Here is a 13,851-nt window from a genome sequence, read left to right as displayed (position 1 = left end):
CGCGACAGGATGGGGGTATCCAGCCAAGTTACCAATCCCTATGGACAAAATAATTACAAATATTAACGCGTCTCGCCGCTTTGCGGCGACCCACGCCCCGGGGCTGTTGTAGAGGAAGTTTGTTGCGAATTCAGCATAGCCTGTGCAGCCATTGACTCCGGTTTCCATCGAGGGTTCGCGCTGATGGCGGAAAGGACTTTTTCGACAGATACAAAAAAGGCCACTCTTTCGAGTAGCCTTTTCTGGTGTTTGGTTGCGGGAGCCGGATTTGAACCGACGACCTTCGGGTTATGAGCCCGACGAGCTACCAGGCTGCTCCATCCCGCGTCTGTGAGGCGGCATTGTACAGCCGAATGGCGCAGTGTCAACCGTTTATGGTCCGGGTGGTCAAAAAAATGCAAAAAATGCCCATCACGCTCGACTGGCCTCGGTAAGCCCCAGGCAGGCAAGGCTTTTTTGATCGAAAGGGATGATGAAACAAGGCGGGAAATAGCCAGAAACAAAAAAGGCCATATCTTTCGATATGGCCTTTTTTGATGTTTGGTTGCGGGAGCCGGATTTGAACCGACGACCTTCGGGTTATGAGCCCGACGAGCTACCAGGCTGCTCCATCCCGCGTCTGATGGGGCAGATTCTACAGGGATACTTGAGGCTGTCAAACCTTAATTTCGTAAAACCTCTTTATTGTTCAAACGCTTAGGCCTTTTTCGCGGTCTTCGCAGTGGCTTGAGGCCATGCTGGGCAAGGCTTTCAGCTCTATTGCGGGTGGCGCGTCGATTGAAAAAATAAATTCATTTCAAGCGCCCCGTGCAATCTGCAGCAAAGACTCAAACTACTGGTGCTATATACAGTTTCCGATGCGATACTGATGGCCCATGGTGTCCCGTCTTCAGAACTGTCCTACATGACGCAACGCAAAATCATTCATGTCGACTGCGATTGCTTTTATGCCGCGATCGAAATGCGGGATGAGCCGAGCCTGGCAGGCAGGCCCATGGCGGTGGGTGGTTCGGCGGAGCGTCGAGGTGTGATCGCTACCTGCAATTATGAGGCGCGGGCATTTGGCGTGCGCTCGGCCATGTCTTCGCGGCATGCCCTGGGCCTCTGTCCGGACCTGTTGATCGTCAAGCCACGCATGGACGTGTATCGGGAGGTCTCGAAGGAAATCCAGGCGATCTTCCGCGACTACACCGATCTGATCGAGCCGCTGTCCCTCGACGAAGCCTATCTCGATGTGTCCGATAGCCCCCATTTCTCCGGCAGCGCAACGCGGATCGCCCAGGACATCCGGCGCCGGGTTTCCCGGCAGTTGCATATCACGGTCTCGGCGGGTGTGGCGCCCAACAAGTTCCTGGCGAAGATCGCCAGTGACTGGAAAAAGCCCGATGGGCTGTTCGTGATCACCCCGGACCAGGTAGAGGATTTTGTCGCCGAGTTGCCGGTCAGCAAGCTCCATGGTGTCGGCAAGGTCACGGCACAGAAGCTGGAACGCCTGGGGATCGTCGACTGTCTGCAGTTGCGTGACTGGAGCAAATTGGCCCTGGTACGCGAATTCGGCAGTTTTGGCGAGCGGCTCTGGGGGTTGGCGCGGGGGATTGATGAGCGCCTGGTGCACAACGACAGCCGGCGGCAGTCCATCAGCGTGGAAAACACCTATGACACCGACTTGCCGGATCTCGAGAGTTGCCTGGAAAAGCTTCCGGAATTGATGGAAACCCTCGCGGGGCGCATGGCGCGACTGGACAGCAGCTATCGACCAGGCAAGCCGTTCGTCAAGGTCAAGTTCCATGATTTCACCCAGACCACTCTTGAGCAGGCCGGGGCCGCTCGGGATCTGGAAAGCTACCGGCAATTGCTCAGCCAGGCGTTTGCCCGTGGTGGCAAGCCTGTGCGCCTGTTGGGAATCGGTGTGCGCCTGCAGGATCTGCGGGGCGGGCATGAGCAGTTGGAGTTGTTCAGTCGCTAAGGGGTCCACCTGGTAGAAGGTAGACCTCCCGGGTGTTTCAGATAGCGCCTGGATCGGCCACGAGGCGCCCTGCATTCCTGGTCAGCGACTTGAGGAACTCGCGTTGTAGCTCGGGATCGTTGCGGGTCAGTTCGATCAGGCTCTGCTCCAGTTCGCTGGCTTCCTCTTCCAGGCCCAGTTCCGACAAACGCTTGACCCGATGGACCCACTGGCCGACATCGTCGCCCTCCAGGTCGTCGTAGATCAAGCCGTGGGCCTCCACCAGCTTGCCGCGCAGCTTGCTGCTGATCGACAGGCTCGAATCCGAATGGATCGCGTCCTCGGCATCCTCGACACGAATCGTCAGGCGGCTGATGAGGTTCAGATCCTGCTCGGCAAAAGGGCTGTCCAGCAGATTCAGGCGCAGCACGCCGTGCCGGTCGGTGGTCAGCTCGTAGGTCTGGCGACCTGCTACAACCTCGACCGGCCGCTCGGCCCAGGGCAGGCTCGAATGCTCCATGCGCTTGTCGCGCTGGACTTCCTCGATGCCGGCCAGGTTCTGCTGTGCGCGGCCATGGGACTGCATGTTCATGAACGGGTTGAGTCCATCGACGCCGTAGCTGAGCCAGTCGTGGGTCACGCTGGTGGGCAGGGAGCCGAGGGCGAACACGTTGACCACGTTGGCGCCGATGCCGCCGACCAATGCCACCGCGCCCAGCGGAATCTCATAAGCCTTGCGCCAGGGTTGGTAGGGCGTGTATCGGTCGTAGCGACGGGTGACATCGAACTCGGTGACTTCGAAGGTCTTCTGTTCGTGAATGCGTACGCGGCGTTGCGGCAACTCGAGGATCTTCGGGTCACCGACATCGATCTGCAGGCTATGTTCGAGCAGTTTTCGCTCGACACGCTCCTCGTGCTCGCTGCGCTGCGACATCGGGTTGGCACAGCCGCCAAGCAGCAGGGCGCCGCACAAGGCGGCGCCCCCGAGGGTCAAGGTACTTCGATTGGGCATGAGGTCTCTATCTGGGCTCAGCGACGGATACGGGCCTGGAGGAACGACAGTACATCGGCAACCGGCAGCGCTTGCGCCTCGCTTTCGGTGCGGCTCTTGTATTCCAGGTTGCCTTCAGCCAGGCCGCGGTCGCTGACCACGATCCGGTGAGGGATGCCGATCAGTTCCATGTCGGCGAACTTGATGCCCGGGCTGGTCTTCTTGTCGCGGTCGTCGAGCAGCACTTCGAAACCGGCGGCAGTCAGTTCGGCATAGAGCTTGTCGGTGGCCTCGCGAACCTGCTCGGTCTCGTAGCGCAGCGGTACCAGGGCGATCTGGAAGGGCGCGAGGCTGTCGCTCCAGATGATGCCGTTGTCATCGTTGTTCTGCTCGATGGCTGCGGCTACCACGCGGGAAACACCGATGCCGTAGCAGCCCATGGTCAGGACGACAGGCTTGCCGTTTTCGCCCAGGACCTGGCACTTCATCGCTTCGCTGTACTTGGTGCCCAGCTGGAAGATGTGCCCGACTTCGATGCCGCGCTTGATTTCCAGGGTGCCCTTGCCGTCCGGGCTTGGGTCGCCGGCAACAACGTTACGCAGATCGGCGACGGTCGGAACCGGCAGGTCACGCTCCCAGTTCACGCCGAAGTAGTGCTTGTCGTCGATGTTCGCGCCGATGCCGAAGTCGCTCATCAGGGCGACCGAGCGGTCGATGATGATCGGCAGTGGCAGGTTCAGCGGGCCGAGAGAGCCTGCACCGGCGCCGATGGCGTCGCGCAGTTCGGCGTCGGAAGCCATGACCAGCGGGTTGGCCACGCCAGGCTGCTGGGCCGCCTTGATTTCGTTCAGTTCGTGGTCGCCACGGACGATCAGGGCAATCAGCTTGCCTTCTTCCTCGGCGTGGACGATCAGGGTCTTGACGGTCTTTTCGATCGCCAGGTTGTAGCCTTCCACCAGTTGCGCGATGGTTTTCGCGTCAGGGGTATCGACCAGGCGCAGTTCCTCGGTCGGCGCAGGGCGCGAGGTTTCGCGCGGCACCGCTTCGGCCTTCTCGATATTCGCCGCGTAGTCGGAACCGTTGCTGAAGGCGATATCGTCTTCGCCGGATTCGGCCAGCACGTGGAATTCGTGGGAACCGGCACCGCCGATCGAGCCGTTGTCGGCTTCCACCGGACGGAAACGCAGGCCCAGGCGGGTGAAGATGTTGCAGTAGGCCTGGTGCATGCGGTCATAGGTGACCTGCAGCGACGCCTGGTCGGCGTGGAAGGAGTAGGCATCCTTCATGATGAATTCGCGGCCACGCATCAGGCCGAAGCGTGGGCGGATCTCGTCACGGAACTTGGTCTGGATCTGGTACAGGTTGATCGGCAGCTGCTTGTAGCTGCTCAATTCGTTGCGGCACAGATCGGTGATCACTTCCTCGTGGGTGGGACCTGCGCAGAAATCGCGGTCATGGCGATCTTTCAGGCGCAGCAGCTCGGGGCCGTATTGTTCCCAACGACCGGATTCCTGCCACAGTTCAGCCGGCTGGATGCCCGGCATCAACACTTCCAGGGCGCCTGCAGCGTCCATTTCCTCGCGCACGATGGCTTCGACCTTGCGCATCACGCGCAGGCCCATCGGCAGCCAGGTGTACAGGCCGGAGGCGAGTTTGCGGATCATCCCGGCGCGCAGCATCAGCTGGTGGCTGATCACGACCGCATCGGAAGGCGTTTCTTTCAGTGTGGCGAGCAAATATTGGCTGGTGCGCATGAATTGGCCGTTGTCGGTGCTTATGACTGGAAATGACGGAGCATTGTACGGGCGGGATACGGCGGCGTACAGGCATGTGGCGGGTCTGACGCGGGGGGAGTGGGGCTCCCCCCGTATTTACGGGGCTTCCCCTTCCGGAGACGGCACCGGGCCACCGCGGCGGATTTCCTGATACCAGTGCAGGGCAATCAGCAGCAGGGTCGGAATACCCATTATGGCGGTGATGATGAAGAACTTGTGGTAGCCGAGTTTCTCCACCATCACGCCTGAATAGCCACCGATCAGGCGTGGCAACAGCAGCATGATCGAACTGAGCAGCGCGTACTGGGTGGCGGAGAATTTCAGGTTGGTCAGGCTCGACAGATAGGCGACGAACGCCGAAGTCGCCAGGCCCGAACTGAAGTTGTCCAGGGAGATGGTGACGATCAGCATGTTCAGGTTCGGGCCCATGTCGGCCAGCAGCATGAACAGCAGGTTGGTCGCGGCCGAAGCGGCGCCACCGATGAACAGGATCGGCAGGATGCCGAAACGCACGATCAGCAAGCCGCCCATGCCGGCGCCGACCAGGGTCATGATCAGGCCGAAGATCTTGCTGACGCCGGCGATCTGGTCCTTGGTGAAGCCCTGGTCAATGTAGAAGACGTTGGCCATCACTCCCATCACCGTGTCCGACATCCGGTAAGTGGCGATCAGCCCGAGCAGTAGCAGTGCCTGCCAGCGGTAGCGCACGATGAAGTCGTTGACCGGTGTCAGCACCGGTGCCAGGCCCCGACGGCCCATGCTCGACAGGCAGAGCACGGTCAGGGTGGTGTAGAGGATCGCGCGCAGGAAAGCGCGGTCCTCAAGCAGCAGGTCGAGCAGGCTGACGCCGTGGAACAGCACGCTGGCGAAGTCGGTGTTGTAGAGCTGGGTGAACATCGCCGGTACCGAAACCAGCAGGATGATCAGCACGAAGACCGAGGCCAATTGGTGCACGAAGCTATAGCGCCCGGCCGATAGCTGCGTACGCAGAGGCACTGGCGGCTCGCGCATCAGAAGCGTTGTGATCAGTGCCGGGACCATCAGCACGCCGAACAGTACGTAGGTGCCGGTCCAGGCCGAGTGCTTGTAGCTGAACCCGGTGGAGCCGAAGCCCTCGGCGAAGAACAGCGCACCGGCGGTCGCCAGCAGCGCCGCGACGCGATAACCGGACATGTAGCTGGCGGCGAGGGCGGCCTGCTGGCTGTCGTTGGCGATTTCCAGGCGATAGGCGTCGACCGCGATATCCTGGGTGGCGGAAGCGAAGGCGACGATGACGGCAATGGCGATCAGCCAGGACAGGTGCTTCTGCGGATCGCAGAAACCCATGCCGATCAAGCCGAGGACGATCAGCGTCTGTGCGAGCACCAGCCACGAGCGGCGCCGGCCCAATTTGCCCAGCAACGGCAGGCGCCACTGGTCGAGCAGGGGCGACCAGACCCATTTGAACGCGTAGGCCAGGCCGATCAGGCTGGCATAGCCGATGGTTTCACGAGCCACGCCAGCCTCGCGCAGCCAGACCGAAAGCGTCGAAAACACCAACATGTAGGGCAGACCGGCAGCGAAACCGAGCAGCAGCAACACAAATGTCGAAGGGCTGGCATAGGCAGCAAGCGCGGCGCGCCAGGTTTTACGGGGCATGGGCTGGAATCTGCCTCAGGGTTGACGGAAACAAAGCGCGCACTCTAACCGCTGTGCTCTATCGGGCGCCAGCCATGGCGCTTCATATCGACACGATTGTTCAGGACGCTGAGGCCCTCGGTGCGTAGCCGGGCGCGTTGTTCGTCGCCAGACGGGCTACCGGCGGGCAGGCTGATCCGACCGCCGGCAGCCAGGACCCGGTGCCAGGGCAGGCGGGAATCGGCCGGCAGTTGGCTCAGGGTGCGGCCTACCCAGCGGGCGGCGCGACCGAGCCCGGCCAGTTCGGCCAATTGGCCGTAAGTGACCACCTTGCCCTCGGGCACCTGGGCCAGGGTCAGGTAGAGCGCGGTGCGGCGCATCTGGGCGGGGCTTTCGCCGGCGTCTGCTTCGCTCAAGCGGGCATTCCTGTAAGTATTCGTTGCCTTTTATGTAGGCAATTTCTGATTGCTGAGAATCATTATTGAACTCGACGCCTCTTGGCCGGTCAGTCGTTGTCCAAGCGTTATCCAGCGTGATAATGCCGGTTCATTATTGCAAACCCGAGCCCCTTGTTGCCCATGTTGTCCAGAACCCTGCTGTGCCTTGCTGTTTTCAGCGCCTCCACGCCCCTGCTGGCCGATACCGTCTGGTTGAAGAACGGTGATCGCCTGACGGGCAAGATCAGACTGTTCGACGGCGGCAAACTGGTGGTCCAGACCACCTATGCCGGCAACGTCTCGCTGGACTGGTCCCAGGTGAAGACCTTGGAAAGCGATCAGGAGCTGCTGGTCAAGCAGGATGGCTATACCGGTGAGAAAGCCAAGTCCCTGCAGCCCGCCGATGCCGGTAAGGTGACGTTGGCCAATGGCGAAGCGCCGAAAACCGTCGAGCTGGCCAGTATCCAGCAGATCGTCAAGCCCAAGCCGCTGGTCGAGGATCTGGTCTGGAAGGGGAATGTCGATGTCGCCATGGACTACAAGCGGGCAGAGAAGGACACCGACGACTACGACATCGACTTCAAGACCACCGCCCGCCATGGCGCCTGGCGCCATCATGCCGAAGGCGAGTACAACCGCGAGTTCCAGGACAACGTGGTGACCACCGACAACTGGGGCGTCGAGTACGCGCTCGACCGCTTCCTGACCGAGAAATGGTTCTGGCAGGGGCGGCTGACCTACAAGCGTGACCGGGTCGAGGACCTGTCGCGCCAGCGTACCATCGGTACCGGTCCGGGCTACCAGTTCTGGGACGACGAGCTGGGTGCCTTTTCCCTGGGCTCGTTGCTCAACAACACCAACTATGAATATTCCGATGGCGAGAAGAAAAATTTCTACTCATTGGGCATGAAGTGGGACTACAACCGCTACCTGGTCGGCAAGACGATCGAGCTGTTCACCACTGGCGAGGTCGGTCGGCCGCTGAGCGGTCCTTCGAAATACTCCCTCGATGCCGAGCTTGGCTTGCGCTACAAGGTCACCGAATGGGCGTCGCTGAACCTCAAGGCTGAGCGCGACATCATTAACGGTGACGATGACACCAGTCTGAACAAGACCCGTTACACCGTCGGGTTCGGCGTCGCCTGGTAGCCACCTCGCCAATGGCCGGCATTTGACGGACTGCCGGGTCGTTGCAGCGGGAACCTGCCCGTGGATGGCCTGGCAACTGGCGTCGATAACGTTTACCTTGTCATTGAGTTGCATTCGCATGTCCGGGTGGCGTTGCCAGTCCCGTTGCATTCGCGTGTGCCTGATGAATTCTGGATGAGGAGTGCAAAGGTGAGCGTTGAAGTGGTCAGGAATGCACGCGAATTGTTGCTCAAGGAGTATCGGGGCGTGTTGTCGACGCATTCCAAGGCCATGCCTGGGTTCCCTTTCGGCTCCGTGGTGCCTTATTGCCTGGATGATCAGGGCCGCCCGCTGATCCTGATCAGCCGCATTGCCCAACACACCCACAACCTGCAGAAGGATCCGAAGTGCTCCCTGCTGGTCGGTGAGCGTGAGGCCGAGGATGTCCAGGCGGTTGGGCGCCTGACGTACCTGGCCGAGGCGCAGAAGCTTACCGACGAGGACGCCATCGAGGCCGCTGCCGGGCGTTACTACCGCTACTTCCCGGATTCGCAGAACTACCACAAGGCCCACGATTTCGAGTTCTGGGTGCTTCAGCCGGTCCGTCATCGCTACATCGGCGGTTTTGGCGCGATCCACTGGCTGGACCAGGTGACCCTGGCCAACCCGTTCGCCGGCAAGGCCGAGGTGAGCATGGTCGAACACATGAACAGCGACCATGCCAAGGCGATCGCCCACTATGTGGAATTGACCGGGCTGCCCAGTCGCGAGCCGGCACAACTGGCGGGTATCGACACCGAAGGCATGCACCTGCGGATCGGCCAGGGGCTGCACTGGCTGGGTTTTGAAACACCTTGCAATACGCCGACAGAAGTTCGCGAAGCCCTGGTTTCCCTGGCTCGCGCTGAACAATGGCCGAAAAAGCAGGTCGTCGAGGGTTGAATTCACGGGATATCGACGTCATCTGATAGTGACTGGAAGGATTTCTTCCGAAGAGGACTTATTCGATGCGCGCTTTTCTGTTGCTCTTTCTACTGTTTCCGGTGTTGGAGCTGTACGTGTTTTTCCAGGTCAGTACGGCCATCGGGTTCTTCCCCGCGCTGGCGCTGATCATCCTCGGCTCGGCGGTCGGGGTGCTGGTATTGCGGCTGGCCGGCTTGACCACCGCCCTGCGCGCCCGGGAAAGCCTGAGCCGCGGCGAATTGCCGGCGCAGACCATGCTTGAGGGGCTGATGCTGGCCCTGGGCGGCGGCCTGTTACTGTTGCCCGGTTTCATCAGTGATGTATTCGGCCTGCTGCTGTTGCTGCCGATCACCCGTCGCCTGGCGGCCGACCGGATGCGTCGGCGGGCCGAGGAGCAGGCCGTGCGCCAACGCGCGTTCGCCGATGATCTCCACGCCCGTGGCCAGCCCGGTGCCGCGCCGACCCATGGCCGGCAACCTCAGGTGATCGAAGGCGAGTTCGAACACCGCGACTCCTGAGTGACGACTGAACACGCACGGCACCTTCGGGTGCCGTATTTTTTTTGCAGCTCGCCGATCTGCAAAAAAAATTGCCGGTCACCCTTGTAATCGCCTTTGGCGACCTTATGTAACGGTCACCGCAAGGTTTTTGGCGCAAGTCGCCAGACAGTCTTCCGCGGTTCGCTTGTCGAGCCGTAACCGGCAACGCCGGATTTGCTAACCGGCCGGTACCGATACCGGTCGCTGAAAACCATAATTAGGAGAGATCGACAATGAAGCTTCGTCCTCTGCATGACCGCGTCGTCATCCGTCGCAGCGAAGAAGAAAAGAAAACCGCCGGCGGCATCGTGCTGCCAGGTTCGGCTGCCGAGAAAGCCAACCATGGTGAAGTTCTCGCTGTAGGTGCCGGCCGCGTGCTGGAAAACGGTGAAGTGCGTGCGCTGTCTGTGAAGGTAGGTGACAAGGTCGTATTCGGCCCGTACTCCGGCAGCAACACTGTGAAAGTAGACGGCGAAGACCTGCTGGTAATGAGCGAGAACGAAATCCTCGCCGTTATCGAAGGCTGATTCCCCGCTCATTCTTCCCGTTACTACAAAGTATTTAAGGAATAACGATCATGGCTGCTAAAGAAGTTAAATTCGGCGACTCCGCCCGCAAGAAGATGCTGACTGGCGTTAACGTCCTGGCTGACGCGGTAAAAGCGACCCTGGGCCCGAAAGGCCGTAACGTGATCATCGAGAAGAGCTTCGGCGCTCCGACCATCACCAAGGACGGCGTTTCCGTTGCCAAGGAAATCGAGCTGGAAGACCGTTTCGAAAACATGGGCGCGCAGCTGGTCAAGGACGTTGCCTCCCGTGCCAACGATGACGCGGGCGACGGCACCACCACCGCCACCGTTCTGGCTCAGTCGATCGTCAACGAAGGCCTGAAGGCCGTTGCCGCCGGCATGAACCCGATGGACCTCAAGCGCGGTATCGACAAGGCCACCATCGCCATCGTCAAGGAACTGAAGGCGATGTCCAAGCCATGTGCCGACACCAAGGCGATCGCCCAGGTGGGTACCATTTCCGCCAACTCCGACAGCTCCATCGGCGACATCATTGCCGAAGCCATGGAAAAAGTCGGCAAGGAAGGCGTGATCACCGTTGAAGAAGGCTCGGGCCTGGAAAACGAACTGTCGGTCGTTGAAGGCATGCAGTTCGACCGTGGCTACCTGTCCCCTTACTTCGTCAACAAGCCGGACACCATGACCGCCGAACTGGATGGTCCGCTGATCCTGCTGGTCGACAAGAAGATCTCCAACATCCGCGAAATGCTGCCAGTGCTGGAAGCCGTTGCCAAAGCCGGCCGTCCACTGCTGATCGTGGCCGAGGACGTCGAAGGCGAAGCCCTGGCGACCCTGGTTGTGAACAACATGCGTGGTATCGTCAAGGTTGCTGCCGTCAAGGCACCAGGCTTCGGCGACCGTCGCAAGGCCATGCTGCAGGACATCGCCGTCCTGACCGGCGGTACCGTCATCTCCGAAGAGATCGGCCTGAGCCTGGAAAGCACCACCCTGGAGCACCTGGGTAGCGCCAAGCGCGTGACCCTGTCCAAGGAAAACACCATCATCGTCGACGGTTCCGGCGTACAGGGCGATATCGAAGCGCGCATTGCCCAGATTCGTGCCCAGGTTGCCGAAACTTCCTCCGACTACGACCGTGAAAAACTGCAGGAGCGTCTGGCCAAGCTGTCCGGCGGCGTTGCAGTGATCAAGGTTGGCGCCGGTTCCGAAGTTGAAATGAAAGAGAAGAAAGCCCGCGTTGAAGACGCCCTGCACGCTACTCGCGCAGCCGTCGAAGAAGGCGTGGTGCCTGGCGGTGGCGTGGCCCTGATCCGTGCCCTGCAAGCCATCAGCGACCTGAAAGGCGAAAACGCCGATCAGGACGTCGGTATCGCTGTACTGCGTCGTGCCGTTGAAGCACCGCTGCGCCAGATCTCCGCCAACAGCGGTGACGAGCCAAGCGTCGTGGTCAACGAAGTCAAGAACGGCAAGGGTAACTTCGGTTACAACGCTGCCAGCGGCCAATACGGCGACATGATCGAGATGGGTATCCTGGACCCAACCAAGGTCACCCGTTCGGCCCTGCAGGCTGCATCCTCCATCGGCGGCCTGATCCTGACCACCGAAGCTGCGATCGCCGAAGCACCGAAGAAAGACGCTCCAGCTGGCGGCGGCATGCCAGACATGGGCGGCATGGGCGGTATGGGCGGCATGATGTAAGCCACCCGGCTCCCGTATGGAAAGCCCCGCCTGGTGCGGGGCTTTTTCATGTCTGCGATTTGCCTGTCGGGGCCTGCGCGAGTGAACGTTGAGCCACTGGCAAGGCATCGGCGGCGATCGATTTTGCCGGCCCGGGCGTCCCCTGGCCGTGAACCTCAGGTGAAAAAACCATTAAATCTTCCCACCCTAGCCGTGGGCTGGACTAGACCGTAAGCTGCGCGAGCCAAGACGGTCGTTACCGCGTACGGAGGAAGTACCCATGCGAATTCTATTGGTTGAAGACAACCGCGATATCCTCGCCAACCTGGCTGACTACCTGGGGCTCAAAGGCTATACCGTCGACTGTGCGCAGGATGGCCTGTCGGGCTTGCACCTGGCCGCCACCGAACACTACGACCTGATCGTGCTCGACATCATGCTGCCGGGAATCGACGGCTATACCCTCTGCAAGCGCTTGCGCGAGGATGCCCGGCGCGACACGCCGGTGATCATGCTGACCGCCCGCGACCAACTGGACGACCGCCTGCAGGGCTTCAAGTCCGGTGCCGATGACTACCTGCTCAAACCCTTCGCGTTGTCCGAGTTGGCGGCGCGTATCGAAGCGGTCCTGCGTCGTGCCCAGGGCGGCGGGCGGCGGGCGCTGGAGGTCAGTGACCTGAGCTATGACCTCGATACCCTTGAAGTGACCCGCCAGGGACGCTTGCTCAAGCTCAACCCGGTCGGTTTGAAACTGCTCGCGGTGCTGATGCAGAAGAGCCCGCATGTGTTGCGCCGTGAAGTGTTGGAAGAAGCCCTGTGGGGCGATGATTGCCCGGACAGCGACAGCCTGCGCAGCCACGTGCACCAACTGCGCCAGGTGATCGACAAGCCTTTCGACAAGCCGTTGCTGCACACCGTGCATGGTGTCGGCTATCGCCTGGCCGAGGGTCGTGATGGAGTTTAAGCAGAGCCTGGCCCAGCGGATCATCATCGCCTTTGCGTTGATGAGTGCGCTGGTGGCGGGCACCTTTGCCATGGGCATCGTCGCGACGGTCCACCTGGTCGAAGAGAAACTCATCTCCGCCGGCCTGGGCGGTGATCTGCAACGCCTGCTGCTGATGGACAACGTGAGTGACTGGAGTCACCGACCCGAGCCCGACCAGTTGTTCTACTACAGCGGTGGCAAGGGGGACTTCGAACTGCCCAAGGATCTGCGCCATCTCGACCCCGGATTCCACGAAGTGTTTCGCGAGCAGTTGTCTTATCACGCGATGGTCGAGGTGGTCGACGGTCGGCGGTATGTGCTCCTGCAGGACCAGAGTGATTTCGAGGAGCGCGAGCGGGTGCTGTTCGCCGTGGTGCTGGTGGGTTTTGTCCTGGCCCTGGTGCTGGCGGTGTTCCTTGGCTGGGTACTCGCCCGGCGGGTGATGGCCCCGGTGGTACGGCTGGCCCGCCAGGTCCGCCACCGTGACCAGTTGCTCGGTTTTGCGCCACCGCTGGCGCCTGACTATGCCGCCGACGAGGTCGGCGAACTGGCGGTTGCCTTCGATGCAACCCTGGGGCGCCTGCGCGACGCGCTGACCCGCGAGCGGTTGTTTACCAGCGACGTCAGTCATGAGCTGCGCACGCCCTTGATGATCCTGGCCAGTTCCTGCGAACTGCTGCTGGAAAACCCGGCGCTCGATCCGCGCGGGCGCAACCAGGTCGAGCGAATTGCTCGCGCCAGTGAGGAAATGCGCGAGCTGGTGCAGACGTTCCTGATGCTTGCCCGGGCCCAGCGCGAGGATGCCAGCATGTCGCCGCAGGTTTCCCTGAGCCTGGTGGCTGAAGACCTTGTTGGCCTATGGCGTGCGCCGATCGAGGGTAAAGGCTTGACCCTCATTTTCGAGCCGGGCTGTCCGCTGAGCACACGCTACAACGCCACGTTCCTGCACGCCGTGATGGGTAACCTGCTGCGCAATGCCCTGCACTATACGGAACACGGATTTATCCGATTGACGCTGGAACCGGCGGGTTTCGTGGTCGAAGACACTGGGGTCGGGATTCCTGAGGAGAAGCGTGAGGCGATGTTCCAACCGTTCGTGCGCGGCGATGAAAAACGTGGTGAAGGCCTTGGACTGGGGCTTTCGCTGGTGCAGCGGATCTGCGAGAACCAGGGCTGGCATGTCAGCCTGACGACCACCGAGCCCAATGGTTGTCGTTTCCAGGTGGACCTGGCCCGTTCCAGCAACTGATGACCTTCCGTGCCCCGCT

General features: G+C 61.0%; 12 protein-coding genes and 2 tRNA genes. 8 read left to right on the top strand and 6 right to left on the bottom strand.

Going from position 1 to position 13,851, the window contains the following annotated elements; translation table 11 throughout:
- Nucleotides 1–250: 250 nt before the first annotated feature.
- Nucleotides 251–327: transfer RNA gene (locus AC6I6U_RS30375), tRNA-Met, on the bottom strand.
- Nucleotides 328–541: 214 nt separating this feature from the next.
- A tRNA-Met gene (locus AC6I6U_RS30370) sits at nt 542–618 on the bottom strand.
- 286 nt (nt 619–904) lie between these two features.
- On the opposite strand from AC6I6U_RS30370, the gene dinB reads away from it, so the two are divergent.
- Nucleotides 905–1,966 (top strand): DNA polymerase IV, encoded by a 1,062-nt coding sequence (gene dinB / locus AC6I6U_RS30365; RefSeq protein ID WP_497879623.1) that lies wholly within the window; start codon nt 905–907, stop codon nt 1,964–1,966.
- Between the two features lie 37 nt (nt 1,967–2,003).
- On the opposite strand, the gene AC6I6U_RS30360 is transcribed toward dinB, so the two are convergent.
- The 4 genes from AC6I6U_RS30360 to AC6I6U_RS30345 all read right to left on the bottom strand — a co-directional run bounded on the left by AC6I6U_RS30360 (nt 2,004) and on the right by AC6I6U_RS30345 (nt 6,708).
- A complete protein-coding gene (locus AC6I6U_RS30360) occupies nt 2,004–2,957 on the bottom strand; it encodes a hypothetical protein (protein WP_497879622.1) in 954 nt (317 codons plus the stop codon).
- A gap of 17 nt (nt 2,958–2,974) precedes the next feature.
- On the bottom strand, nt 2,975–4,690 hold the full coding sequence (locus AC6I6U_RS30355; protein WP_497879621.1) for a proline--tRNA ligase: 1,716 nt from the start codon (nt 4,688–4,690) through the stop codon (nt 2,975–2,977).
- Between the two features lie 117 nt (nt 4,691–4,807).
- Nucleotides 4,808–6,349 (bottom strand): AmpG family muropeptide MFS transporter, encoded by a 1,542-nt coding sequence (locus tag AC6I6U_RS30350; RefSeq protein ID WP_497879620.1) that lies wholly within the window; start codon nt 6,347–6,349, stop codon nt 4,808–4,810.
- A 44-nt stretch (nt 6,350–6,393) separates the two neighbouring features.
- Nucleotides 6,394–6,708: an MGMT family protein gene (locus tag AC6I6U_RS30345; protein ID WP_497883138.1), complete on the bottom strand. Its 315-nt coding sequence runs from the start codon at nt 6,706–6,708 to the stop codon at nt 6,394–6,396.
- A gap of 198 nt (nt 6,709–6,906) precedes the next feature.
- Here AC6I6U_RS30345 and AC6I6U_RS30340 point away from each other — a divergent pair, with 198 nt between their 5' ends.
- The 7 genes from AC6I6U_RS30340 to AC6I6U_RS30310 all read left to right on the top strand — a co-directional run bounded on the left by AC6I6U_RS30340 (nt 6,907) and on the right by AC6I6U_RS30310 (nt 13,832).
- Entirely contained in the window at nt 6,907–7,914 is a 1,008-nt protein-coding gene (locus tag AC6I6U_RS30340; protein ID WP_497879619.1) for a DUF481 domain-containing protein, read from the top strand.
- Nucleotides 7,915–8,103: 189 nt separating this feature from the next.
- Nucleotides 8,104–8,835 (top strand): HugZ family pyridoxamine 5'-phosphate oxidase, encoded by a 732-nt coding sequence (locus AC6I6U_RS30335; protein ID WP_497879618.1) that lies wholly within the window; start codon nt 8,104–8,106, stop codon nt 8,833–8,835.
- A gap of 65 nt (nt 8,836–8,900) precedes the next feature.
- Nucleotides 8,901–9,374 carry an FxsA family protein gene (locus AC6I6U_RS30330; RefSeq protein WP_497879617.1) on the top strand — a complete coding sequence of 158 codons (474 nt, stop codon included), beginning with the start codon at nt 8,901–8,903 and terminating at the stop codon, nt 9,372–9,374.
- 254 nt (nt 9,375–9,628) lie between these two features.
- Nucleotides 9,629–9,922 carry a co-chaperone GroES gene (locus AC6I6U_RS30325; protein ID WP_497879616.1) on the top strand — a complete coding sequence of 98 codons (294 nt, stop codon included), beginning with the start codon at nt 9,629–9,631 and terminating at the stop codon, nt 9,920–9,922.
- Between the two features lie 50 nt (nt 9,923–9,972).
- Nucleotides 9,973–11,619: a chaperonin GroEL gene (gene groL / locus AC6I6U_RS30320; protein WP_497879615.1), complete on the top strand. Its 1,647-nt coding sequence runs from the start codon at nt 9,973–9,975 to the stop codon at nt 11,617–11,619.
- Nucleotides 11,620–11,878: 259 nt separating this feature from the next.
- Complete coding sequence (gene colR, locus AC6I6U_RS30315; protein ID WP_497879614.1) at nt 11,879–12,562, top strand: two-component system response regulator ColR; 684 nt, start codon at nt 11,879–11,881, stop codon at nt 12,560–12,562.
- Nucleotides 12,552–13,832 (top strand): sensor histidine kinase, encoded by a 1,281-nt coding sequence (locus tag AC6I6U_RS30310; protein WP_497879613.1) that lies wholly within the window; start codon nt 12,552–12,554, stop codon nt 13,830–13,832. Before colR ends, AC6I6U_RS30310 begins: the two co-directional genes overlap by 11 nt.
- The last annotated feature ends 19 nt before the right edge of the window (nt 13,833–13,851 follow it).

It is taken from the genome of Pseudomonas sp. UTLPPB19802 (assembly GCF_059730225.1).
Note: the sequence above shows the minus strand (reverse complement) of the source record. Positions and strands in the feature narration are given on the sequence as shown.